Annotated in this window: 23 protein-coding genes and 1 tRNA gene; 16 read left to right on the top strand and 8 right to left on the bottom strand. The window is 47.9% G+C overall.

The genetic code is table 11. The features are described from left to right. Positions 1-104 precede the first annotated feature (104 nt). On the bottom strand, positions 105-1,487 hold the full coding sequence (locus tag ABV409_RS01820) for a sugar porter family MFS transporter (RefSeq protein ID WP_353875832.1): 1,383 nt from the start codon (positions 1,485-1,487) through the stop codon (positions 105-107). 34 nt (positions 1,488-1,521) lie between these two features. Continuing rightward, positions 1,522-2,757 (bottom strand): 3-deoxy-D-manno-octulosonic acid transferase, encoded by a 1,236-nt coding sequence (locus ABV409_RS01815; RefSeq protein WP_353875831.1) that lies wholly within the window; start codon positions 2,755-2,757, stop codon positions 1,522-1,524. An 89-nt stretch (positions 2,758-2,846) separates the two neighbouring features. Between ABV409_RS01815 and ABV409_RS01810 the strand changes: the two genes are divergently transcribed. The 6 genes from ABV409_RS01810 (at position 2,847) to odhB (ending at position 10,945) form a co-directional block, all read left to right on the top strand. Then, the gene (locus ABV409_RS01810; RefSeq protein WP_353875830.1) at positions 2,847-4,001 is read left to right on the top strand and encodes a DegT/DnrJ/EryC1/StrS family aminotransferase; all 1,155 of its coding nucleotides are present in this window, start codon (positions 2,847-2,849) and stop codon (positions 3,999-4,001) included. Positions 4,002-4,003: 2 nt separating this feature from the next. Continuing rightward, the gene (gene galE, locus ABV409_RS01805) at positions 4,004-5,044 is read left to right on the top strand and encodes a UDP-glucose 4-epimerase GalE (RefSeq protein ID WP_353875829.1); all 1,041 of its coding nucleotides are present in this window, start codon (positions 4,004-4,006) and stop codon (positions 5,042-5,044) included. A gap of 83 nt (positions 5,045-5,127) precedes the next feature. Further along, the gene (locus ABV409_RS01800; protein WP_353875828.1) at positions 5,128-6,399 is read left to right on the top strand and encodes a metal-dependent hydrolase family protein; all 1,272 of its coding nucleotides are present in this window, start codon (positions 5,128-5,130) and stop codon (positions 6,397-6,399) included. Positions 6,400-6,430: 31 nt separating this feature from the next. Continuing rightward, the gene (locus ABV409_RS01795) at positions 6,431-6,793 is read left to right on the top strand and encodes a hypothetical protein (protein ID WP_353875827.1); all 363 of its coding nucleotides are present in this window, start codon (positions 6,431-6,433) and stop codon (positions 6,791-6,793) included. A 114-nt stretch (positions 6,794-6,907) separates the two neighbouring features. Next, entirely contained in the window at positions 6,908-9,706 is a 2,799-nt protein-coding gene (locus ABV409_RS01790) for a 2-oxoglutarate dehydrogenase E1 component (RefSeq protein ID WP_353875826.1), read from the top strand. Positions 9,707-9,730: 24 nt separating this feature from the next. Beyond that, positions 9,731-10,945: a 2-oxoglutarate dehydrogenase complex dihydrolipoyllysine-residue succinyltransferase gene (odhB, locus tag ABV409_RS01785; protein ID WP_353875825.1), complete on the top strand. Its 1,215-nt coding sequence runs from the start codon at positions 9,731-9,733 to the stop codon at positions 10,943-10,945. 12 nt (positions 10,946-10,957) lie between these two features. Here odhB and ABV409_RS01780 read toward each other — a convergent pair whose 3' ends face one another. Together ABV409_RS01780 and ABV409_RS01775 are read right to left on the bottom strand one after the other, a co-directional pair. Beyond that, on the bottom strand, positions 10,958-12,304 hold the full coding sequence (locus tag ABV409_RS01780) for a cytochrome-c peroxidase (protein WP_353875824.1): 1,347 nt from the start codon (positions 12,302-12,304) through the stop codon (positions 10,958-10,960). A 95-nt stretch (positions 12,305-12,399) separates the two neighbouring features. Next, complete coding sequence (locus ABV409_RS01775; RefSeq protein WP_353875823.1) at positions 12,400-12,843, bottom strand: retropepsin-like aspartic protease family protein; 444 nt, start codon at positions 12,841-12,843, stop codon at positions 12,400-12,402. A 37-nt stretch (positions 12,844-12,880) separates the two neighbouring features. Between ABV409_RS01775 and ABV409_RS01770 the strand changes: the two genes are divergently transcribed. The 10 genes from ABV409_RS01770 (at position 12,881) to ABV409_RS01725 (ending at position 19,283) form a co-directional block, all read left to right on the top strand. Next, positions 12,881-13,648 (top strand): TatD family hydrolase, encoded by a 768-nt coding sequence (locus tag ABV409_RS01770; protein WP_353875822.1) that lies wholly within the window; start codon positions 12,881-12,883, stop codon positions 13,646-13,648. Positions 13,649-13,660: 12 nt separating this feature from the next. After that, positions 13,661-14,683: an asparaginase gene (locus ABV409_RS01765; RefSeq protein WP_353875821.1), complete on the top strand. Its 1,023-nt coding sequence runs from the start codon at positions 13,661-13,663 to the stop codon at positions 14,681-14,683. Positions 14,684-14,748: 65 nt separating this feature from the next. Further along, positions 14,749-14,836, top strand: a tRNA-Ser gene (locus tag ABV409_RS01760). An 80-nt stretch (positions 14,837-14,916) separates the two neighbouring features. Next, the gene (locus ABV409_RS01755) at positions 14,917-15,645 is read left to right on the top strand and encodes a MotA/TolQ/ExbB proton channel family protein (RefSeq protein WP_353875820.1); all 729 of its coding nucleotides are present in this window, start codon (positions 14,917-14,919) and stop codon (positions 15,643-15,645) included. Positions 15,646-15,671: 26 nt separating this feature from the next. Beyond that, entirely contained in the window at positions 15,672-16,118 is a 447-nt protein-coding gene (locus tag ABV409_RS01750; protein ID WP_353875819.1) for a hypothetical protein, read from the top strand. A gap of 12 nt (positions 16,119-16,130) precedes the next feature. Continuing rightward, on the top strand, positions 16,131-16,751 hold the full coding sequence (locus ABV409_RS01745) for an ExbD/TolR family protein (protein ID WP_353875818.1): 621 nt from the start codon (positions 16,131-16,133) through the stop codon (positions 16,749-16,751). A 13-nt stretch (positions 16,752-16,764) separates the two neighbouring features. Further along, positions 16,765-17,247, top strand: a complete 483-nt coding sequence (locus ABV409_RS01740; RefSeq protein WP_353875817.1) for an ExbD/TolR family protein — start codon at positions 16,765-16,767, stop codon at positions 17,245-17,247. A gap of 178 nt (positions 17,248-17,425) precedes the next feature. Beyond that, the gene (locus ABV409_RS01735; protein ID WP_353875816.1) at positions 17,426-18,040 is read left to right on the top strand and encodes an ExbD/TolR family protein; all 615 of its coding nucleotides are present in this window, start codon (positions 17,426-17,428) and stop codon (positions 18,038-18,040) included. A gap of 5 nt (positions 18,041-18,045) precedes the next feature. Then, positions 18,046-18,522 carry an ExbD/TolR family protein gene (locus ABV409_RS01730; protein ID WP_353875815.1) on the top strand — a complete coding sequence of 159 codons (477 nt, stop codon included), beginning with the start codon at positions 18,046-18,048 and terminating at the stop codon, positions 18,520-18,522. Between the two features lie 65 nt (positions 18,523-18,587). Then, positions 18,588-19,283, top strand: a complete 696-nt coding sequence (locus ABV409_RS01725) for a porin family protein (protein ID WP_353875814.1) — start codon at positions 18,588-18,590, stop codon at positions 19,281-19,283. On the opposite strand, the gene ABV409_RS01720 is transcribed toward ABV409_RS01725, so the two are convergent. The 4 genes from ABV409_RS01720 to ABV409_RS01705 form a co-directional block, all read right to left on the bottom strand. Then, complete coding sequence (locus ABV409_RS01720; RefSeq protein WP_353875813.1) at positions 19,278-19,883, bottom strand: hypothetical protein; 606 nt, start codon at positions 19,881-19,883, stop codon at positions 19,278-19,280. The two genes, ABV409_RS01725 and ABV409_RS01720, sit on opposite strands and share 6 nt — an antisense overlap. Then, complete coding sequence (gene rpoN / locus ABV409_RS01715) at positions 19,883-21,340, bottom strand: RNA polymerase factor sigma-54 (RefSeq protein ID WP_353875812.1); 1,458 nt, start codon at positions 21,338-21,340, stop codon at positions 19,883-19,885. The genes ABV409_RS01720 and rpoN overlap by 1 nt, the downstream gene beginning before the upstream one ends. Before the next feature lie 40 nt (positions 21,341-21,380). Next, positions 21,381-22,814 carry an asparagine--tRNA ligase gene (gene asnS / locus ABV409_RS01710; protein ID WP_353875811.1) on the bottom strand — a complete coding sequence of 478 codons (1,434 nt, stop codon included), beginning with the start codon at positions 22,812-22,814 and terminating at the stop codon, positions 21,381-21,383. 65 nt (positions 22,815-22,879) lie between these two features. Then, positions 22,880-25,276: an efflux RND transporter permease subunit gene (locus ABV409_RS01705; protein ID WP_353875810.1), complete on the bottom strand. Its 2,397-nt coding sequence runs from the start codon at positions 25,274-25,276 to the stop codon at positions 22,880-22,882. Positions 25,277-25,321 lie beyond the last annotated feature (45 nt).

Raw genomic sequence — 25,321 nt, 5'->3', positions numbered from 1 at the left:
ATTTCTTTCAATGTAGGTAATTATGGGCAGATTTCCCATAAAACCGGGGCATTTGTTCGATGAATGGCGCTCTTTTTCAGGGGTTTCGCAAGAATTGGCAAAACCTACTCCTTGGATTTGGTCATTTTTTTCGCCAGGGTTTCCAAAGAGACTCCCTTGGTTTCGGGCATGCTGAACAACACCCATAAAAACTGCAAGACCATCATTCCTGAAAAGAACAGGAAGATCGGCCACGGATTGTCTTTGAAAATACCGATCTCACTATCTAAAAAAGTCGGTGTCAACAGCGTAATCAAGGCTGCGAAGACCCAATGGGTGCCCGTACCCCACGATTGTCCATAAGCCCGTACTTTGTTCGGAAAGATTTCTGAAATGAACACCCAGATCACCGCCCCTTGGCCCACGGCATGCGAGGCAATGAAGACCAATACGAAAATCAACAGCAACATGGCACTGGCCCCACTATAAAAGCACCAACCCACCATAGCAAGGCTTACGATATAGCCTATAGATCCCAAATACATGAGTTGCTTTCTCCCCAAACGATCGATCAAGGCAATGCCGACGAAAGTAAAAATCAAGTTCACCACACCGATCCCTATCGAACTGAATAATGATTCGCCTGAAGCCAAACCAGCGCGTTCCAAAATTTCAGGGGCATAGTAGAGTACGAAGTTGATGCCGGATAACTGATTGAAGAATGCCAATAAAAAGGCGAGCACAATAGGTTTGTTGTACTTGCCCGAAAAGAGTTTTTCTTTTTTATCGGCAGCACTCTTTGCCAGCGCCTCCTTGATTTCCTTGAATTTTTCGTTGGCCGCTTCCGGAGCTAACCCCAGCTGCTCCAGGGCCTGTAAAATAGAAGCCTCCGGACGCTGTTTCATCAATAACCAACGTGGGCTGTTCGGAATCTTCAACACCATGATCGTATAGATCAATGCTGGTAACCCTTCGATGCCCAGCATCCAACGCCAAGCCGTATCGGCCGAAAAGAAGAGGCCTATCAGGTAGTTCGATATAAAGGCGATCAAGATCCCGAAGACGATATTGAACTGGTACATGGCCGTTAATCGTCCGCGGTTATCCGGATTCGAAATTTCGGAAATATAAATGGGGGCAGCTACTGATGAGGCCCCGACCCCGACCCCGCCGATAAATCGGAAGAACGAAAAGCTATAGGGCTCGACCGCGACCGCCGACCCCACGGCAGATAAGAAATACAACACCCCGATCCAGAACAGTGTTTTTTTTCGCCCGAAACGATCACAGGGAATGCCGCCGAACAAGGATCCGATCACCGTACCCCATAAGGCCATTGACATGATGAATATACCATGGAAAGTAAACAGGGAATCCCCTAAAAACCAATTCGTACCCCAAAGTTCTTTTATCGGTTGGTTAGCCCCACTGATGACGACGGTATCGAAACCGAATAAGAAGCCGGCCAAGGCGGCGGTCAATGAAATTCTGAAAATGCGTTTGTCCATAAGGTCGGTGTATGAGGCTAAAGCTAGCGAAAAATCACAAAAGCCCTTTCACATACGCTAGTACCTTTTTGGTAGCGCCCTGACGTTGCCCTACGTATTCGGCATTGATATTGCCGGTCATTCGCGCAAAATGGGCGTCATCAAGGCAGTGATCCAAGGTGGTTTCGAATTCCTTGGCATCGGTAACGACCAGTAGCCCTTTTTTGGCGACCAAGTCTTCGGCTTCCTTAAATCCTTTGAATTGCGGACCGATAAGCACCGGAATTCCGAAAACGGCAGGTTCCAAGGTATTGTGCAGTCCGGTGGCGAATCCACCACCGACATAGGCCATGTCAGCATATCGGTAAATCTGTGTGAGCAACCCGATGGTGTCGACTATGAGTACCTCATAAGCGTCGATGGATTCGTCTTCCAATTGGGAATAGCGCACTACCTTTTTCCCCAAAGCGGTGACCAAAGTATCGATATGCGCAGTTTTGATGTTGTGCGGGGCGATAACGAATTTGACCGTTTTTGAACTGTTATTGATGTAAGGCACTAGCAACTGTTCGTCTTCGGGCCAAGTGCTTCCTGCAACGACACAAGCATGTCCGTTTGTAAATGAAGCCATGAAATCGAGTTCAAGGGCTTCCTTTGCGATTTCAGCCACCCGATCGAAGCGGGTATCCCCGCTAATGCTGACTTCTTTCAAGCCGAGCTCTTGGAGTAAGTGGGCCGAACCTTCGTCCTGGACGAAAATATGGTCAATGCGGCGAAGGGCATTTCGCATGAACCGACCCCAAGGTTTAAAGTATACTTGGCGCTTCGAGAAGATCGCCGAGACCAGCAATATCGGTACTTGCTGCTGTTCCAGATACCGTAAATAATTGGGCCATAGTTCATATTTGACGAAAAGGGCCAGTTTCGGTCGGGTCAGCTTGATGAATTTTTTTGCGTTGCCCAAGGTGTCAAGGGGAAGGTAGCAGACCAGGTCAGCAAAAGGGGAATTCTTTCTGACCTCATAGCCGGAAGGCGAGAAGAAGGTCAAGAGGATCTGGTGTTCCGGGTATGTCGCCCGCAATCCTTTCAGTATGGGAAGGCCCTGTTCGTATTCGCCTAAGGAAGCAACATGCATCCAGAGCAGCGGGGCATTGGGGTCACGTTCTTGTTCCAAATAAGACCATACCGTCCTTCTGCCTTTGGTAAACAATTTCATTTTCGGACTGAACCACGCACTTACCCTTAAGGCCAAGGATGCGATTCGGGTCAAAATGGAATATATCGTGTGCATGTTTCGGAATCGGCGCTAAATTACATTTCTTTCAAGTATTGTGGAGCGTACGCCCGCTTATTGTTAATTTTGTCATACAAGACGTGAGTATGAGAAAAATACAAATGGTCGACCTCAAAGGTCAATACGAAGGGATCCGAGAAGAGGTTAACCGATCGTTTTCCGAAATATTGGAATCTTCGGCCTTTATCAACGGGCCGGTCGTACATGCCTTTCAAAAAGAGTTGGAAGACTACTTGGGGGTCAAACATGTGATTCCCTGTGCCAATGGCACCGATGCCCTTCAAATCTGTATGATGGGTCTAGGATTGGAACCCGGGGATGAGGTCATTACCGCTGATTTCACCTTTGCCGCCACCGTTGAGGTTATCGGCCTGCTGCGATTGACCCCGGTTTTGGTCGATGTCGAACCCGATACCTTCAATATCGATCCCAAGGCTATTGAACGGGCCATAACCCCGAAGACCAAAGCCATTGTGCCGGTGCATCTATTTGGGCAGTGCGCGAACATGGATGCGATTATGGCCTTGGCCGATAAACACGGGCTATACGTTATTGAGGACAATGCCCAGGGCATTGGGGCGACCCATACCTTCGCCGATGGACGAAAACAGAAATCGGGTACCATAGGGCATGTGGCCTCCACTTCGTTCTTCCCTTCGAAAAACTTGGGATGCTATGGTGATGGTGGGGCCATCTTTACGAATGATGATGATTTGGCGCATACGATACGGGGTATGGTCAACCATGGTATGTATAAACGCTATCACCACGATGTGGTCGGGGTGAACTCCCGGTTGGATTCGTTACAAGCAGCGGTCTTACGGGCCAAACTACCCCATTTGGATGCCTATAATGCCAAACGGCGAGAAGCGGCCCGAAAATACAGCGAAGCCTTTGCGGGGCAGCCGAACATCACCGTGCCCAAAACCGTAAACGGCTGCGATGGGATCTGCGCAAGCTGTGATTGTCATGTGTTCCATCAATATACACTTCGTATTTTGAAGGAAAAAAGAGACAAATTAGTGCAACATTTGAATGAAAACGGCGTTCCATGTGGAGTGTATTATCCTATTCCCCTTCATAAACAGAAGGCTTATGTGGATGAGCGCTACGATGAAGCCGACTTTCCGGTGACCAACCAATTGGTCGAGGAAGTCATCTCATTGCCCATGCATACTGAGCTTGATGACGAGCAGATCGGCTTCATTACCAAATTGGTTTTAGACTTTGTAAATGGATAGTCATGCAAAAAGTATTGGTAACAGGTGGTTTGGGGTTCATAGGATCCCATACCGTAGTCGAATTACAAAAAGAGGGTTTCGAGGTAGTCGCTATCGATAACCTTTCGAATTCTTCGGAAGATGTCCTTGATGGCATCGAGGCGATTTCCGGAATTCGACCGATTTTTGAAAAATTGGACTTGCGCGATAAACCCGCAGTGCAGGATTTCTTTACCCGCCATAGCGATTTGGACGGGGTCATCCACTTTGCCGCTTCCAAAGCGGTAGGCGAGAGTGTCGGCAATCCGTTACTTTATTATGAGAATAACCTCGGCGTATTGGTCTATATCCTGCAGGAACTGACCAAAAAAGGCAACGCCAATTTCATCTTCAGTTCTTCCTGTACGGTTTACGGTCAGGCCGATGTAATGCCGATTACAGAAGACGCCCCGGTAAAACCTGCCGAATCGCCATATGGCAATACCAAACAGGTCGGGGAAGAGATCATTCAAGACACTTGCAAGGTCAACCCACAACTTTCGGCCATCGCGTTGCGGTATTTTAATCCGATCGGAGCACACCCGAGTGCAGAGATCGGGGAATTGCCTTTGGGTGTTCCACAAAACCTAGTCCCGTTCATCACCCAGACCGCTGCCGGTTTGCGTGAGCAACTTTCGGTTTTCGGGGATGATTATCCGACCAACGACGGTACTTGCATCCGTGATTACATCCATGTGGTGGATGTGGCCCGCGCCCATGTGGTTGCCTTACAGCGGTTGTTAGACGGTAAACATCAAGGCAATTATGAGGTGTTCAATTTAGGTACCGGTACGGGAAGTTCCGTGCTCGAGGTCATCCAAAGCTTTGAGAAAGTGTCCGGTGATACCTTGAATTACCGTATCGCCCCAAGAAGGGCGGGTGATGTGATCCAAGCCTATGCCGATACGACCAAAGCCAATCAGGTTTTGGGATGGAAAGCGAATTCGACCCTTGATGATGCCATACGCTCGGCCTGGGATTGGGAACGCAAAATCCGGAATATCGCTGAAAAAGAATCCGTTTGATAGCACAAATGGTTCCGATAACAATATAGGAGGGTTAGACACCCTCCTTTTTTTATGTATCTTTTCGGCAAACCAAAAACGACATGTTGAAAAAGTACGCCTTTCTGGTAAGTTTGCTCATGACCACCTGCTTGCTTGCCCAAAAGACCCATCTCCATTGCGGCCAAATGGTCGATGTGGCCACGGGGAAAATCCTAACCGAACGTACGATCGTAGTGGTTGACGGTAAGATCGAATCAGTCGAAGCCGGCTATGTGGCAGATCCCAATGCCATCGATTTAAAAGACAAAGTGGTACTACCCGGACTTATCGATATGCACGTGCACATTGAAGGGGAATTCGGCCCAAGAACCTACATCAAACGCTTCACCGACAACGAGGCCGATGTGGCCTTGGAATCTACCGTATATGCCAAACGCACATTGATGGCCGGTTTTACCACGGTACGTGACCTAGGGGGTAGCGGAGTGAATGTTGCCCTGCGAAACGCCATCAACAACGGCCTGGTCGAAGGGCCACGTATTTTTACCGCTGAAAAGGCACTGGCAACCACCGGAGGGCACGCCGACCCTACCAACGGGGTCAAAAAGGAACTGATGAAAGACCCAGGTCCGAAAGATGGCGTGGTCAATTCGATCGAGGATGCCAAGAAGGCGGTTCGCCAACGCTATAAAAATGGGGCCGATGTCATTAAGATCACCGCTACCGGTGGGGTGTTGAGTGTGGCCAAAAGCGGTGAAAACCCACAATTTACCGTTGAAGAAGTCGAAGCGATATGTGCCGCGGCAAAAGATTATGGATTTTCGGTCACCGCCCATGCCCATGGTGATGAAGGCATGTACCGCGCCGTCAAAGGTGGGGTCAATAGCATCGAGCACGGTACCTTGATGAGCGATCGCACCATGCAATTGATGATCGAAAAGCAATGCTACCTGATCCCAACGATCAGTGCGGGCAAGCAAGTGGCCGAAAAAGCGAAAATTCCGGGATTCTTTCCCAAGGTGGTGGCTAAAAAGGCACTTGAGATCGGACCTTTGCATCAGAGTACCATCGCGAAAGCCTATAAAAAAGGGGTGCCCATGGGTTTTGGAACCGACGCCGGGGTTTTCCCACATGGGATGAATGCCATCGAGTTCGGATACCTGCTTGAAGCGGGCGTACCCGTAACGGCTTCGTTGCGTCAGGCGACCATGGTCAATGCGGAATTGTTGGGCATGCAGGATCAATTGGGGCAAATCAAGAACGGCTATATTGCCGATATCATCGCAGTCGATGCCAATCCGTACGAAGACGTGCATACCCTTGAACAAGTGGTATTCGTCATGAAAGACGGCAAAATTCACAAGCAATTGTAATCCCAAGACCCGGGAAATCCGTAAATAAAGGGTGGTAACCGATTTTGCAAACAGTATCGAACTGGTCCGATTCGCCCAAAACGAAGGCCTGTTCACCTCCCTGACAGATCAATTGTCAAAGGACTTCCAACGGGCCAATCTCTCCTTTGAAACCGCTGAAGATGTTGGGCCCGAAGCTTTCGTAGCTCGTTTGAACGCAAGAGTCGACGGTATTTTGCAGACCCGTTTTTCTGCGTTTCAGAATTTGGTATACCTTATTGATATCCCGGAAAAGACGATGAAGGATATCAAGGGTTCGAACCGATCCGAGATGATCGGGCAGACTGTTTTGGTCATGCTCAAACGAACTTGGCAAAAAGTATGGATCAGACACCTACATGCCAATAAAAATTAAGGCGATTTATGGGAATCGATGGCCTAGGGCGAAAAACCTTGCGAGATACAATCCAGATAGCCGATTTGTTGTATTTTTGGTTAAATTTTGCGAATTTTTTCGACGAAATGTCCCATGGATAAATATTCCTTCTTAAACGCGGCCCATACCTCCTTCTTTGCGGAGCAGTACGAGCGCTATATCAAAAGTCCCGACAGTATCGAACCAAGTTGGCGGGCCTTTTTTCAAGGTTTCGACTTCGGATTGGAGAGCTCTTTGGATGAGCTGGAGTTGTTCGAAGGACAAAACGGCACCCAACTCCAGGCTAATGGCCAAACGGTGGCCATGCCCCAATCACTTCAAAAAGAATTCCAGGTCGTCAAATTGATCGATGGCTACCGGTCTAGGGGGCACTTGTTCACCCAGACCAATCCGGTTCGAGAGCGACGCAAATACGATCCTTCTTTAGATCTTGAGAATTTCGGATTGGCCCAAGAAGACCTTTCGGTGGTTTTCGATGCGGGTAATGTGATCGGGATCGGCCCGAGCACCTTGTCCAAGATCATCGAACATCTAGAGCGGATCTACTGCGATGCCATTGGTGTCGAGTACATGTACATCCGTACCCCGGAACGCATCCAGTGGATACAGGATTGGTTGAACGTCAATGACAACCATCCCAAGTTTTCCCCAGAACAAAAGAAAAACATCCTCAGGAAACTCAATGAAGCGGTTTCCTTCGAAGGCTTTTTGCATACCAAATACGTAGGGCAGAAGCGTTTCTCCCTTGAAGGGGGTGAGTCATTGATTCCCGCTCTTGACGCGATCATCGAAAAGGCCGCTGATGCCGGGGTCAAGCAATTCGTAATGGGTATGGCCCACCGGGGTCGCCTAAACGTCTTGACCAATATTTTCGGCAAATCACCCAAAGATATTTTCAGCGAATTCGATGGCAAGGACTATGAGGAAACCATTTTTGACGGGGATGTCAAATACCATTTGGGATGGACCTCGAAGCGGGAGACCGATTCAGGCAAGATGGTGAACATGAACATCGCCCCGAACCCATCGCATTTGGAAACGGTCAATGGGATCGTACAAGGGATCGCGAGGGCGAAACAAGACAGTTCGCACCAAGACAACATTTCAGAGGTGTTGCCTATTTTGGTGCATGGTGATGCCGCATTCGCCGGACAGGGAGTCGTTTATGAGGTCATTCAGATGGCCAAATTGGACGGTTACCATACCGGAGGTACGATCCATATCGTGGTCAACAACCAAATCGGATTCACCACGAATTATCTCGACGGGCGATCATCGACCTATTGTACCGACGTCGGTAAGGTCACCTTATCCCCGGTGCTGCATATCAACGCCGATGATGCGGAAGCTGTGGTACATGCGGCGACCTTTGCCCTGGAGTACCGCATGCGATACAAACGCGATGTATTCTTGGATCTCTTGGGATATCGGAAATATGGCCATAACGAGGGTGACGAACCGAAGTTCACCCAACCTTTGTTGTACAAGTCCATTTCGAAACACCAGAACCCAAGGGATATTTACGCGGCTAAATTGCTGGCGGAGGGGATCATCGACGAGGGCTACGTAAAACGGCTTGAGAAAGAATATAAAGAAAGCTTGGAAGAGGATCTTTTGGATTCCCGAAAACAGGAAAAAACAAAGATTACCCCATTCATGCAAGACGAATGGGACGGCTTTGGTCAGGTGACCGAAGATGCCATGCTCAAAAGGATCGAAACGACTTACGAGGTCAATCGGTTGGATGCAGTTGCCAAGGCGATCACCCAGTTGCCGAAAGACAAGAAATTCTTGCGTAAGCTGGAGCGCTTGGTCGATGGCCGACGCAAAATGTATTTCGAAGACAACAAACTCGACTGGGCCATGGGGGAATTGTTGGCTTATGGTTCGTTGATCGCAGAAGGCTATGACGTTCGGATGACTGGTCAAGATGTCGAACGTGGAACCTTTTCGCACCGTCATGCCGTTATCAAGACCGAGATGCATGAAGAAGAAGTGGTTTTGTTGAACGAAATGGGGGCCGATCAGAAAGGCCGGTTCTATATCTATAACTCGCTTTTGTCGGAGTATGCGGTCATGGGCTTTGATTATGGTTATGCTATGGCGAGTCCGGGTACCTTGACCATTTGGGAAGCCCAGTTCGGTGATTTCAGCAACGGGGCACAGATCGTTATCGATCAATACCTATCCTCTGCTGAAGACAAATGGAAATTGCAAAACGGTCTGGTCTTGTTATTGCCCCATGGGTATGAAGGCCAAGGTGCGGAACACTCTTCGGCTCGCATGGAGCGATACTTGCAACTATGTGCCAAAGACAATATGTACGTGGCCGATGTGACCACCCCGGCGAATATGTTCCATCTGTTGCGAAGACAGATGAAGGCCTCTTTTAGGAAACCTTTGGTGGTCTTTACCCCAAAGAGCTTGTTGCGACACCCTAAGGTGGTGTCGACCAAAGAAGAAATGGCGAAGGGGCAGTTCCAAGAACTGATCGATGACCCCGATGCCAATGCAACCAAAGTAAAGTCGTTGGTCTTTTGTACCGGTAAATTCTATTACGACCTCTTGGCCAAGAAAGAAGAATTGAAACGTGATGACGTGGCCTTGGTTAGGGTAGAACAATTATTCCCACTACCGATTGAACAAATGGAAAAAACCATTACCAAATATAAAAACGCCGATGATTTGGTATGGGCCCAAGAAGAACCACGAAACATGGGGGCTTGGGGTCATATGTTGATGCATTATGACAAGGCCAAAACCTTCAGGGTCGCCTCAAGAAGATTTTATGGGGCCCCGGCGGCAGGTAGTGCGGTCCGTTCGCAACGACGCCATGCCCAGGTCATTGAATACGTCTTTGACAAGACCAAAGACAATATGGTAAGAAAATAAAGAACTCGAAATAAAAAAGAAACGATGATTCTAGAAATGAAAGTCCCATCTCCGGGAGAGTCCATCACCGAAGTCGAAATTGCGGAGTGGTTGGTACAAGATGGGGATTACGTTGAAAAAGACCAAGCCATTGCCGAGGTGGATTCGGACAAGGCGACCTTGGAATTGCCCGCTGAAGAAAGTGGGACCATAACCTTAAAAGCGGAAGAAGGTGACGCGGTTGCCGTGGGTGAGGTAGTCTGTCTCATCGATACCAGCGCCGAAAAACCTGAAGGTGGAGCAGCCGATTCCAAAGCAGCGGAAGCCCCTGCGGAAGCTCCAAAAGAATCGGCAAAGCCGGTCAAGGATGAAAAGACCTCCTATGCCACGGGTACGCCTTCGCCAGCCGCGAAAAAGATCTTGGATGAAAAAGGGATTGCCCCGGCTGAGGTTTCAGGTACTGGCCGTGATGGCCGCATCACCAAAGACGATGCGGTGAATGCCAAAGCCTCCATGGGCTCACCTACCGGTGGTAATCGCGGCGAGTCGCGTTCGAAATTATCCATGTTGCGTCGAAAAGTAGCCGAACGCTTGGTTTCAGCGAAAAACGAAACGGCCATGTTGACCACTTTCAATGAGGTCGATATGGCTCCGATTTTTGAATTGCGCAAGCAATACAAAGAGGCTTTTAAAGAGAAGCATGGGGTCAGCCTTGGCTTTATGTCGTTCTTCACAAAAGCTTGTATACGAGCCCTTCAAATGTACCCGGCGGTCAACTCGATGATTGATGGAAAAGAGATGATCTCTTACGATTTCTGCGATATCAGCATTGCCGTATCCGGCCCCAAAGGCCTCATGGTCCCTGTTATCCGAAATGCTGAAAACCTAACCTTTAGGGGGGTTGAGGCCGAAGTAAAACGTTTGGCCATTCGGGCCCGTGACGGAGAGATCACCGTTGATGAAATGACCGGGGGAACCTTTACCATTTCGAATGGAGGGGTATTCGGTTCCATGTTGTCGACGCCGATTATCAATCCGCCGCAAAGTGCGATCCTCGGGATGCACAATATCGTAGAACGCCCTGTGGTCAAAAATGGGGAAGTCGCGATCGCGCCGATCATGTATGTGGCGCTTTCGTACGACCACCGCATCATTGACGGTAAAGAATCCGTCGGCTTTTTAGTGGCCGTTAAGGAAGCCCTTGAAAATCCTCAAGAACATTTGATGGACGGTGACGTGACCAAGGCCTTGGAGTTATAGCACCAAAGGGTCTTAATCACAATCTTGATCTAGTATTGACTGACTGTCCGCATTTGGAAAACAGCTAGTTCCCATGGGTGTTGCCGTTGGTTGATACCGCTGTAGATTGGGGTCGAAAAGGGCATTTTCGACAAACTTTGTGAGTTGGTCGATTTCGGTATCCGTGAGTTCAAGAGGCACGAATTGTGCAGCAAGTCGTTCGACCGGTACCGAGTTGTTTTGGCGTTCTGCAAGATTCTTGTACGCAATGACCTCACGAACCCCATTGAAGCTTCCCCCATGTCCGAAGAATTCCAATTCCCTTAAATTATATAATGTCGGGGTCTTGAATGCATAGTCGTCTTCTGGATTGTCGGTAAATCCGCCGCGTCCACGACGGGTAGCGTCATCTACGGTGCCTATAATCGAACCTTCAGGAAAATCATCCATCCCCAAGGCATGGAACGACATGCCGTTCAGACCCGGTCCGGAATGACACTCAAAACACTTGCCTTTACCGAAAAACAATAGGCCACCTGCAAGTTCATCGGTATCCAATTGGCCCGATTGTCCTTTTAGGAACAATTGGAACGGAGCTTCATTGGCCAATACAGTGCGTTCGAATGCGGCAATCGCCAAACCGGCATTGATCAAACTATAGCGGTTGGCTTCGGGAACATTGGGGAAGGCCGCATCGAAAAGCTCACGATAGGGTCCATTTTCGACCAAATCGGGGCTGACATCCAAACGATGGACCCCCATGCCCGCGATCGCTTGGATTTCGACACCTTGAAAACCAAGGTTATTCCGCTCTTTGGGAGTACCCGGAGTCCAATTGGCTTCCGTACCCGAGTTGGTTCCCGTCGCTCCGAACTGTCCGTTCCAAAGCATCACATCTTGATAGGCGGTGTTCAGTATGGTCGGTGATCGTATGGGCTGTACATCGATGTCGGCTTGGTTATAAGCGGGATCGGCGGTACGCGCCTCCCCTAGAATTCCGAATCCGACACCACCTTCTCCAATACCCTGTAGCATACCGCTTTGAAATCCGGCTTTGGCATGATGACAACTGGCGCAAGCGTAGGTGGTGGTTCCAATGTCCGAACGAGGAACGATCCCGAGTTCGGTTTCATGGAAAAGGAATTGGCCCAGGGCGACTTTTTCAGCCGTAATCGGGTTGTTCGCATCACTCGGAATATCGAGATAGTCCGAACTATTCGGTAAGGTCAGTGCTTCTAAAGAACCAAAGAGCGAAACGATGGTCTCGCTAAGCTCGTTTTCTGCCGAAGTGGTGTCATTGGGTTCAACGCCATCGTCTTTTTGGCAACTAAAGAGGAACCATAAGGTGCAGCCATAGATAAGGAATCGGTTGGTCTTCATCAGGTTTGATGGGGTTAAGGTTGTTCCTAAACAAACGCTTACCCCGCCCGAATATTTTAACAACGTTCCTTTTCATAAACCTGATCCGCTCACTTTTATCGCATTTTAAGAAAGAGCCGCTTTTTGTCGTAATCGATCACGGCCTTACCTTTTTTAAGGATGTCGGCCCCGATAATGCCATCGACCGGTTGTGCCTTGTGGTTCACCAGGGCCTCATTGACATGAACCAAATCGAAGAGCACCAATTTCTGTTTTTTGCGTTCCCAATTTCCGATGGTGATGCGGTTCTTGGCTGCCACAAAGGTTTCCATGGCGGTGGCTCCGGCTCCGGCAGCTTTGATTTCAGAGGGTTCTGGCCGCAGTTCGAAAAAAGCAATGCGTTCGGTGCCGATACAAGTGTTCGATGCTCCGGTATCCAAAATAAAGCGTCCTTCAATGCCGTTGATTTCTGCCATCACTTCGAAATGATCGGTAGCGGTCAAGGTCAAGGAGACGCTGACATACCCCTTTGATTTCAGAAATTTTTTCAGTGCCCTCATTCGTAAATTTTCTTAAAGATAGATTTATTTTTGCGTGATGATCATTACCGACACCCATACCCATTTGTACAGCGAGGCCTTTGAAGCGGATCGTGATGCCATGATGCAACGCGCCCTTGATGTAGGGGTGCGACGTTTCTTCGTTCCGGCCATCGATTCGACCTATACCGAAGGCATGTATGCCCTAGAGGCGGCCTATCCTGAAAACGTGTTCCTCATGATGGGGTTGCACCCCACCCATGTCAAGGCCAATGTTGCCGAAGAATTACAGCATGTGGAAACACAGCTCGCCGCGCGGAAATTCTATGCTGTCGGAGAGATCGGAATCGATTTGTATTGGGATACTTCGACCTTGGCCTTACAGCAAAAAGCCTTTGTTGACCAGATCCACCTGGCGAAACGGTACGGCTTGCCGATCGTCATTCACTGCCGCGAGGCTTTTGAAGCGGTTTTCGAGATCTTGGAGCAGGAAAAGGACGATTCGTTATACGGAATCTTCCACTGTTTTACCGGTACGTATGAAGATGCCAAGCGGGCCATCGCCTGTAATATGGCATTGGGTATCGGTGGGGTGGCTACCTTCAAGAACGGGAAGATCGATCGTTTTCTGGACCAAATCGACCTCAAGCATATCGTATTGGAGACCGATGCGCCTTATTTGGCCCCGGTACCTTATCGAGGCAAACGGAATGAGAGTGCTTATATCGTGAACGTTTTGGAGAAGTTGGCCACGATTTATCGTTTGCCCGAAACTGAAATCGCCAATAGCACCACCGAAAACTCAAAACGTATTTTCGGTATTTGATACCTTTAGGGCATGGTTAAGATTTTGCTGATTTACACCGGGGGTACCATCGGAATGGTCAAAGACTATGAGACCGGTGCGTTGAAGGCCTTTGATTTTGAGGAGTTGTTAAAAAACATTCCTGAATTGAACCAATTGGATTGCGGCATCTATGGGGTGTCTTTCAAGAATCCGATCGATTCGTCCAATATGAACCCCACGTACTGGGAACAGCTTGCCGAAATCATCGCTTCACACTACGATCGTTATGATGGGTTCGTGGTGTTACACGGTAGCGATACGATGAGCTATTCGGCCTCGGCGCTGAGTTTTATGTTGGAGAACTTGGCCAAGCCGGTGATCTTTACCGGATCGCAACTTCCCATTGGTGATTTGCGAACCGATGCCAAAGAGAACCTGATCACCTCCATTCAAATCGCTTCTTTACAAGAACAGGGGCGACCCGTGATCCGTGAAGTAGGTTTGTATTTTGAGTACAAATTGTATCGTGGCAATCGAACCACCAAAATCAATGCCGAGCATTTCGAAGCCTTTGAATCACCCGATTACCCGCCTTTGGTCGAATCAGGGGTACATCTAAAAGTGAACCATCCCTATCTGCTCGATCGGGCAGTTGAACAAGGGGAGCTCATAGTGCACCGAAAGATGGCCGAAGGAGTGGCCGTCTTGAAGTTGTTTCCGGGCATCGGCAAACCCTTGGTCGAGGCGATCATCGACTCCCCGGATTTAAAGGTGTTGATCCTTGAGACCTATGGGGCAGGTAATGCCCCTACAGATACCTGGTTTCTTGAGTTGTTGGCTGATGCCATAAAGAAAGGGCGCTTCATCATCAACGTCACCCAGTGTGCAGGGGGCAGTGTCACCATGGGGCATTACGAGACCAGCAAGCAATTGGAAGCACTGCAAATCATCGACGGAAAAGACATCACTACGGAGGCTGCGATAGCCAAGGCAATGTATCTGATTGGAAGCCAAATCGAAGGCCCATCTTTCAAGAAAAATTTCGAAACTTCGCTGCGTGGTGAAATGAGTTAAATTAACGCACCAAATTTCTGTAACTAATTATTTTTTTGTTTATTGGTCGGCCTAACTCTAAAATTAGAGAGGTGGCCGAGTGGTCGAAGGCGCACGCCTGGAAAGTGTGTATACACCAAAAGTGTATCGAGGGTTCGAATCCCTTCCTCTCTGCTAGGTTTTATTGAATTTTTTAATTGCGAAATTTTTATATCTTTAACATTATTAACTAACTAAATTTAAGTTTGAACACGATGAAAAAAATATCCGTTTCTCTGGCGACCGCCGGAATGTTTATTTTAGGTACTACCACGGCTTCTGCGGCAATGCTACAAGACGGGGCTGAGGCTAGCAAAGGGTTTACCCAAGTATTGAAAGAGCAGTTCATCCAAGGTGGGCCGGTTTTCATGGGTATCGTACTTTTATGTTTGATTTTAGGTTTGGCCGTTGCCATCGAGCGTATCATTTACTTGAACATGGCAAGTACCAATTCCGCGAAGTTGAAACAACAAGTTGAGGATGCATTGGCTTCCGGTGGCGTTGAAGCTGCCAAAGAAGTATGCCGAAACACCAAAGGACCTGTTGCTTCCATTTTCTACCAAGGATTGGATCGTATGGGCGAAGGTCTTGAATCAGCTGAAAAAGCCGTTGTGGCCTACGGTGGTGTTCAAATGGGCCAATTGGAGAAAAACGTATCATGGTTGTCGTTGTTCATCGCGATCGCTCCCATGCTAGGGTTCATGGGTACGGTAATCGGTATGATCGCGGCCTTCCAGAAAATCGCCGCAGTAGGTAACTTGAGTGCCTCGTTGATAGCCGGTGACATCCAGGTGGCGTTATTGACTACGGTATTCGGTCTGATCACAGCGATTATCCTTCAAATTTTCTACAACTACATTATTGCTAAAATCGATAGTATCGTTAACGATATGGAAGACTCTTCGATCTCTTTGATCGATATGTTGTCGGCCCATAAAAAATAAATCTTAACCCAATAAACTATCGGATTATGCAAAAGATTATAAAATATGTATTGATTGCGATTGGCGTCCTCGCCGCTGTGGTTGCGTTCTTCATGATGCCCGATGCGGACGACCCCAATGCGATCGATAGTTCAGGAATAAGCATCATGTTCTTATTGATGTGGTTGCTTTTGATCGTTGCCACCGTACTGGCACTGTTCTTCGGCTTGAAAAAGATGATGACAACCCCAGGGGGTCTCAAAAAAGCCCTCTTTTCACTGGGTGGTCTGGCCGTATTGTTCATCATCGGTTATGCCCTTTCAAGTGGGGATGAGGCCCAAGCAGTTGTCGATACCTTCGCAGGTAAGGACATCCAGCCTGAGGCAAGTACCGTAAAGACCATCGGAATGTTATTGAACGTTTTCTTTGGTATGGTGTTAGTGGCCGTTCTATTGATGATCTGGCCTGGAATCAAGAAACTAATAGGAAGATAAAAACAGAACGTTATGCCTAGAAGAAAAGGAGCACCTGAGGTTAATGCCGGTTCTATGGCTGACATTGCTTTCTTGCTATTGATCTTTTTCTTGGTGACTACCACCATTGAAACAGATGCCGGTCTAGATCGAATGTTACCTCCAATTGAACCGCCTGACACGGATGTTGTCATCAAACAGAAGAATATTTTTACTGTTGGGATCAACAAGAACGGTCAGTTGTTGGTTGAGGAACAATTAATGGATCTTGAGGATTTGCGGGATGCCGCTATCGCGTTTTTGGATAACGGGGGAGCGCCTTCGGGTAGCCCTGATTACTGCAACTACTGCAAAGGGAAACGGGATGCCGGTTCATCCGACAACCCGGGCAAGGCCATTATTTCCTTGAAGAACGATAGGGAAACCAAATATGCCACCTACATTACGGTTCAGAACGAACTGGTAGGTGCCTATAACGATTTGAGGAATAGGGAGGCCCAGCGTCTATACGGTCGTGATTTTACCGATATGGAAGCTGAGTACTTGAATCCGGAGACACCTTCCAGTCTAAGGGATGACCTAAAAGACAAGGTGAAAACGATCCAAGACCTGTTCCCACAAAAACTATCTGAGGCAGAAACCTCCAATAACTAACTAAAACTGACAGATGGCTAAATTTGCTAAGAAAAAAGACGGTGATTTGCCAGCGGTTTCAACCGCCTCGCTTCCAGATATCGTTTTCATGTTGCTGTTCTTCTTTATGACGGTAACAACCATGAAAGACAGCTCGCTTTTGGTACAGAATACCTTACCGAATGCAACTGAGATCAAGAAGCTGGAAAAGAAAGATCGTGTTATTTATATCTACGTTGGGAAACCCACAAGGGAGTACCAAAGTGTATACGGAACCGAACCTAAAATCCAATTGAACGACAAATTCGCCAGTGTTGACGAAGTCGGATCGTATATTTTGGCAGAGCGGGCCAAAAAGCCCCAAGAGCTTCAAAATGTATTGACGACCGCATTGAAAGTCGACAAAGAAGCGAATATGGGTCTGATTGCGGATATCAAGCAAGAATTACGCAAGGTAAATGCCCTAAAGGTCAACTACACGACCTATGAAGGTAACGCCTTCAACAACCTGCAATAAGGTTCAAAAGATTCCACTTTAATTTAGTGAGAACGGCCCTTGACTTCGTCAGGGGCCGTTTTCATTTAGGGAAGTCGTCAAAATGATGTTCCCTGCAGTCTATCACCCTGTTTTATGGAATAATGCTTGTGGATCATATCTGGTCTAACCGCCCTTTGGGCATATAACCAAAAATGATATGAATCAACGAAAACCACTTCCGACCGTAAATGCGGGATCCATGGCCGACATTGCCTTCCTGCTTTTGATCTTTTTCTTGGTCACTACGAGCATCGATTCCGATGCGGGAATCCTTAAAAAAGTACCTCGAAGTTCCGATGAGATCGTCGATATCGCAGAGCGAAACCTGCTACGGATACAGCTGAACGCCCAAGGCGATATCCTAATCGATGAAGTCGTAACACCTATTGCCGAAGTGCAAGCCAACGCCATAGCCTTTCTAGACAACGGAGGCATTCCCAAAGGTGTCGAAGGTCATTGTGGGTATTGTCAGGGTATGGCGTCTAAAGATGCTTCTGACAATCCGCAAAAGGCCATCATCTCGATTACCACCCATAGGGAGACGGCTTACAGTGATTTTATTGCCGTTCAAAACGAGGTGTTGTCCGCATATGAAATCCTTCGCGATCGCGAAGCAAGGCGCTTGTTCGATAGCGGGCTGAAAGCGATGGTATTGGGCTTGAAGGATGTCAGTACCCCAGAAGCGCAGAAAGGGATTTTCAAGGCGCAACTGGCCACACTTAGAGAACGCTTTCCCAAGAAAATCGTAGAAGCATTACTATCCAAATCCTAAACGTCATGAGAAATTTTAAAACCACCACTTCAGACCTGCCTCAGATATCTACCGCTTCCTTACCCGACATCGTGTTCATTTTACTGTTCTTTTTCATGTCGGTGACCATTATCGATGACAAGAACCTGTTGGTCGACCAAACCCCGCCACTGGCTGATCAGATCGAATCCTTGGATAAAAAGGAGCATACCATCGAAATATTCATTGGTAAACCGCGACCTATCTATAGCGAGCGGTACGGACACGAACCGCGCATCCAACTTGGGAAAAAGTTTGCCGGACTGCATGAGGTCAGGCCTTTTATTTTGGAAGAACTAGCAACGATGTCAGAAGCTGCAAAGCGTAGGGCGCTGGTCTGTCTAAAAGTCGATAAGGCGGTAGGAATGGGTATTGTTGAAGATTTGAAAAAAGAGTTGCAAGAGGCGAACATCCGAAAGATCGTATACATCACCAACGAAGGAGATCCCTTGGAATACCGATAGCGTACGAACATCAAAATACTTCCCATACTCCTGACGGGAAGTATTTTGTTTTTATCTTGTACAGCATGAGGCGTCATCGATTCGTTGTGGTTCTGTTTTTGGCCTTCGTTCAGGCTGTCGTCGCTCAAGACGGGGTAGCGAACGATAGAATCGATACCCGATATCTCGAGGATCAATTTTATGCCGGGCTCTCGTATAATTTTCTGCTCGATCGTCCTGGCAGTGTCATACAGCGGAACCTCTCTTACAACCTCCAACTCGGATTTCTGAAGGACATTCCACTCAACAAAACCCGGAATTTCGGGCTAGCCCTTGGCGTCGGCTATGCTACCAACTCGTATTATTCGAGCCTCTTGGCAACCGAGACCGAAGGGGTCATCACCTATCAGGTTCCAGAAGGACTTGAGGTCGATTTCAATCGAAGTAAGATCGAAACCCATGCTGTTGAATTTCCTTTCGAATTGCGATGGCGAACCTCGAATGCAACAGATTATAAATTCTGGAGGGTGTACGGGGGGATCAAGGCGAGTTACCTATTTTCCCGAACTTCAAAGATCGTCTCGGATCAATCGCGTTCGAGTTTTCAAAACGATGACATTCGAGCCTGGCAGTACGGCGTTATGATGAATTTCGGTTACAATACCTGGAATGTCCATATCTATTATGCCCTGGCCGGTCTTTTCGAAGACGGTATCCTGTTGGGTGACGAGGCTATTGACATGCGCCCCTTAAGGATCGGGGTCATCTTTTACATCCTATAACCAGTATTTCAAAGTAAACAATTGGGCGAATACGCCGACCAAAAAACCGATCAACAACTCGACTTTCGAGTGGGCCCGGAGATAAAGTCGCGAACTGGCCACGATGCCGGTCAATAGGGTGAGCATAGCGATGGCGAAGGTGATGTTCATTTCGAAGTGGATGCTCAATCCGGAGAGGAACATCAACAAACTGCCCATTCCGAGCAGATGGATGCTCGCCTTTATCTTTAGGAACAAAAGGATATACAGGGTGCAGGATGCGATCAATAAGCCAACAAAAAAGAAGTAGAGTTCATGCACGTAATTTTGGGGGATGACCTTGTACAAAATCATTAAATAGATCAAGATACTTATGGCCAAAGGGTACTTTCGTTCGGGTATCGATGGGGCGAAAACCGAATGGGTAAGCCCGAGGTTTTTCAAGATGAAAAAGGCGATGATCGGGATGATTACCGTAAGGATGAAAATGGGCAGGATATTGCCGCTTTGCAATTCAAGTGAACTGACCTTGGGTGAGATTAGAAAGTACGAAACGGTACCCGCGAACGGGATGAACAAGGGATGGAAAATGTACGAGATGCTTTTTAGAAAAAACCGCATCAGATCTTTTTTCTAAGACGGGCTACGGGTATGCCCAATTGCTCCCGGTATTTGGCCACGGTCCTCCTGGCAATAGGGTAGCCTTTCTCCTTCAGCAATTTGGCCAATTTGTCATCGGTAAGCGGTTTCTTCTTTTCCTCGTCGCGGATGACCGTTTCCAAGATCTTCTTGATCTCACGGGTCGAAACGTCTTCTCCCTGCTCGTTTTTCATGGCCTCAGAGAAGAATTCCTTGATCAATTTGGTGCCGTAGGGAGTATCGACATATTTGCTATTGGCGACCCGTGAAACGGTCGATACGTCCATATCGATCTTGTCGGCGATATCTTTTAGGATCATCGGGCGCAGTTTGCGCTCATCCCCAGTCATAAAGTATTCCCGTTGGTATTCCATGATGGTACTCATGGTGACGAAAAGGGTCTGTTGCCGCTGCTTGATGGCATCGATGAACCATTTTGCCGCGTCTAACTTTTGCTTGATGAAAAGAATGGTGTCTTTTTGGGATTTGGATTTCTCCTTGGTATCGCGATAGCCTTGAAGCATGTTGCTATATTCCTTCGATACATGCAATTCGGGGGCGTTGCGACCATTAAGTGATAATTCCAATTCCCCTTCGACGATACGTATCGAAAAATCGGGTACCACATGTTCGATGATCCGGTTATTGCCGGCATAAGATCCCCCGGGTTTCGGATTCAGTTTTTCGATCTCACCAATGGCCTCCTTAAGCTCCGTTTCGGTTACATCGTATTTTGACAAGAGCTTGTCATAATGTTTTTTGGTGAACTGATCGAACGAGCGTTCCAAAAGGGCGATGGCCAAATCGATCGATGCAGTTGGTGTTTTCCGTTTTAGTTGAATGACCAGGCATTCATCAAGTGAACGCGCGCCAACACCTGGGGGGTCCAAGGTTTGAACGGTCTTCAGCACTTGTTCAATAGTGGCTTCGTCCGTATAAATGTTCTGTGTAAAAGCAAGGTCGTCCATAATATCGGCCAAGGGGCGACGGATGTACCCACTTTCATCGACACTACCGACCAAGAACTCGGCAATACCCCACTCTTGATCATCTAAGGAGACAGTGCTTAATTGATTGATCAAATGTTGGTTGAACGAGGTGCCTGCCGCATACGGTATGCTCTTTTCATCGTCATCGCTGCTATAGTTGCTGGTACGCGTACGATAATCGGGAATTTCGTCGTCACTGAGATAATCGTCGATATTGATGTCATCGGCGGCGATCGACTCGCTATCCCCACTTTCGTCAAAAGCGTCACCATAAGCATCGTCAAGGCTGTCCGATTCGGCTTTACCACTTTCCAAGGCCGGATTTTCCTCCAGTTCCTGCTTCAAACGTTGTTCAAAAGCTTGGGTAGGCAATTGTATCAACTTCATCAGCTGGATCTGCTGAGGAGAGAGTTTTTGCGAAAGCTTGAACTGTAAGTGTTGTTTGAGCATAGTGGCGGAGGCTTCCTTCCTTTAAATTTAAGCAATCCTATTAAAACGCGGCGTTCTGGGGGGTTCTTGGAAAAGGGATTACATCTCGGATGTTGCCCATTCCCGTGGCGAACTGTACCAGACGTTCGAAGCCCAGACCGAAACCACTATGAACGGCCGTGCCGAAGCGTCGAAGATCCAGATACCACCAAAGTTCCTCTTCTTCGATACCCAAGACGCGCATTTTTTCCTTTAAAACCTCCAAGCGTTCCTCACGTTGTGAACCTCCGGCGATTTCACCGATTCCGGGAAAAAGCACATCCATGGCACGAACGGTCTTTTCATCCTCGTTCAAGCGCATATAAAAGGCTTTGATATCGGCCGGATAATCAAAAAGGATGACCGGGCATTTAAAGTGTTTTTCGACCAAAAAGCGTTCGTGTTCGCTTTGAAGATCGGCACCCCAGGCATCAATGGGAAACTGGAATTTCTTTTTCTTGTTCGGTTTGCTATTCCTCAGGATAGCAATGGCTTCGGTATACGAAACCCGTTTGAATTCGTTATCGGTCACAAAACGCAATTTCTCGATCAGCGGCATGTCACTGCGTTCGGCTTGGGGTTTTGATTTTTCTTCGTCGATCAAGCGTTTCTCCAAAAATTGCAGGTCTTCGGCACAGTGTTCGAGCACATAGCGCAAGACCGATTTGATGAAATCCTCGGCGAGGTCCATATTGTCATTAAGATCGAAAAAGGCCATTTCGGGTTCGATCATCCAAAACTCGGCCAAATGTCTTGAGGTGTTGGAGTTTTCAGCTCGAAAAGTCGGCCCGAAGGTATAGACTTTCCCAAGCCCCATGGCGTATGCTTCGGCTTCCAACTGCCCTGATACCGTTAAATTGGTCTCTTTGGCAAAGAAGTCCTGCTTATAATCTACCTGACCTTGGTCGTCGAGTGGAGGTGATTTTGGGTCCAAAGTCGTGACCCTGAACATTTCCCCGGCACCTTCCGCATCCGATCCGGTAATGATCGGGGGGTGCATATAGTAAAACCCGTTTTCTTGAAAATAGCGGTGAATGGCGAACGCCAAGGCAGATCGCATCCGCATGACGGCGGCAAAGGTATTGGTCCGTACCCGAAGATGCGCTTTTTCACGTAGAAACTCCAACGAATGTTTCTTGGGCTGTATCGGATAGCTTTCCGGGTCTGCCTCTCCATGGATCGCCAATTCAGTGACTTGGATCTCTACATCCTGTCCTCGGCCCTGACTTTCTACCAGTAGGCCTTCGACATGGACCGCAGCTCCTGATGAAACGGATTTGATCACGTTTTCATCGAAATTCTCGAAATCGACCACGCATTGGATGTTGTTCACGGTCGACCCATCGTTCAAAGCGATAAAGCGATTGCTCCTAAAGGTCTTTACCCATCCATCGATTGCCACTTTTTGGGAAGTGGGGCTTGTTTTCAAGAGTTTTTTTACCGAAGTCTTTTTCATGGTAAAATGGCGTAAAATTAAGCCCCAAAGATAGGTTTTTGCTAAAAAAGATGGCTATGAAACCGCTATTTCGTGCCGCCTTTTTCGTCTCCTTTCGGCAAGATGTCGATTTGCGGCTTTTTCAAAACCGTTTTGTTGGCGATGCTACGTTCCAATGACAAAAGCAAAGAGGGTAGGAGGATCAGGTTCGATAGCATGGCGAACATCAGGGTGGCCGAAACTAGTCCGCCCAAGGCCTGGGTACCCCCAAAACTGGATATAACGAACACCGAGAAGCCAAAGAACAGCACGATCGAGGTGTAGAACATGCTCACCCCGGTCTCCCGTAAGGCATTGTACACCGACTTCTTGATCTGCCATTTGTTGGCGATCAGTTCTTGCCGGTATTTGGCCAGGAAGTGGATGGTGTCATCGACTGAAATACCAAAAGCGATACTAAAGACCAAAATGGTACTTGGTTTGATCGGTACGCCCAGAAACCCCATTAAACCGGCCGTGATGACCAAGGGCAATAAATTGGGCACCAGTGAGATCATGATCATTCGAAAGGACCGGAAAAGGTACGCCATGAAAATCGAAATCAATACAATGGCCAAAGTCAATGATAGCAACAGGTTCTTGATCAAGTATTTGGTACCTTTCAAAAACAGCAGCGCCTTACCGGTCATATACACCGAATACCGTTCGGCCGGAAAGATTTTTTCGATCGAGGCGATCAAATCGTTTTCGATTTCTTCCATGCGATCCGTCTTGACATCGCGCATGAAGGTGGTCATACGGGCGGTTTGCCCGGTGCTGTCGACGAAGCTTTCCAGTAGATTGCCGTTTTCCGATGATTTTCGGGCCACATCCATGATGAAGGTGTTCTCTTGGGAAGAGGGCAATTGATAGTATTTCGGGATTCCGCTGTAAAAAGCCTGCTTTGAGTATTTGACCAAATTAACGACCGAGACCGATTTGGAAAGTTCGGGGGTTTCGTCGATTTCGGCGGCGAGACGATCCATGCGACGAAGGGTCGCTAATTTCAGGATGCCGTTCTTTTTTTTGGTATCTACGACGACTTCAACCGGCATGATCCCATCGAATTCCTCTTCGAAAAATCGGATATCCTTAAAGAATTTGGCGTCTTTGGGTAAATCTTCGATACGGCTTCCGGTAATCTTGATTTGATAAATACCGATGATACTCAGCACCAATACGGTTACCGAGACCAAATAGACCGCGATGCGATGGTTTCGCACCACGCGTTCCATCCAGTTCACAAAGACATCGATCCACTTCTTGTTCAAGTGCTTCAAATGCTTGTATTTCGGAATGCCCATGAAACTGTATACGATAGGGATGATGAGCAACGACAACAAGAAAATGCTCAGGATATTGATACTGGCTACGATGCCGAATTCTTTGAGCAGATCACTATCGAGAATGATAAAGGTGGCGAAACCCAAGGCGGTGGTCACATTGGTCATCAAGGTCGCATTACCGACTTTTGAAATGACCCGTTGCAGTGAAAGTGCCTGGTTGCCATGTTTTTTGACCTCTTGCTGGTATTTGTTGATCAAAAAGATGCAGTTCGGTATGCCTATGACAATGATCAAAGGCGGGATCAAGGCGGTCAATATGGTGATTTCATATTCGAATAGGCCTAGTACGCCAAAAGCCCACATCACCCCGATGATGACCACACACATTGAAATAAAGGTGGCCCGAAAACTGCGAAAGAAAAAGAAAAAGATAACCGAGGTCACCAATAGGGCGGCAAGAATGAAGTTCCCGATTTCATCGATAATGATCTTCGAATTCCAGGTTTTGATATACGGCATGCCCGACACCCTGACATCCAATTCGGTTTCTTCTTCGAAATTGGCGACCAGTGTTTCCAGGTCGTTCAATATGAATTCACTTCGTACAGAGGTGTTGAGGATGTCCTTGTCGAGATAGATGACGGTCCTGACCGAACCACTGCCTTTATTGAAGATCAGGTTTTCGTAGAAGGGCATCTCTTCGAAAAGACGGGTTTTGATGGCCTGGACCTCTTCGGATGTCTCCAATTCGCCCGTAACGAGTTGTCGCAACACAAATTCTTGCTTGACGGTATCCTTGACCAATTCTTGAAGGTTATCCGTCGAAATGACGAAGTCGATTTCAGGAACGGCTTCGAACTGCTTGCTCAGCTTATTCCAACGATTGAATTTATCGGGGGCGAAAAGGGCCGTATCGCGAACCGCCAAGACGATGGCGTTGTCCTCTTGGCCGAACAAACTGACGAAGGCGTTGTATTGCAGGGTTTCAGGATGGTCATCGGGCAAAACGTTCGCTTCCGTATTTGAAAAGCGCATTTTGTCCCATTGCAATCCAAAGAAAACGGTAGTGGCTGCGATCAACAGCAGGATAAGGACCCTATTCCTTAGGATCAGTCGGGCGACCGTGGGCCAAAAACCTTGTGCGATTGCTTTTACCATCAGTATTCAAAATTGGTGGCAAAGGTAGAAAATGATCGGCGGGCT

Origin of the sequence: Flagellimonas algarum, from assembly GCF_040513375.1 — a bacterium.
Lineage (GTDB): Bacteria > Bacteroidota > Bacteroidia > Flavobacteriales > Flavobacteriaceae > Flagellimonas_B > Flagellimonas_B algarum.
Note: the sequence above shows the minus strand (reverse complement) of the source record. Positions and strands in the feature narration are given on the sequence as shown.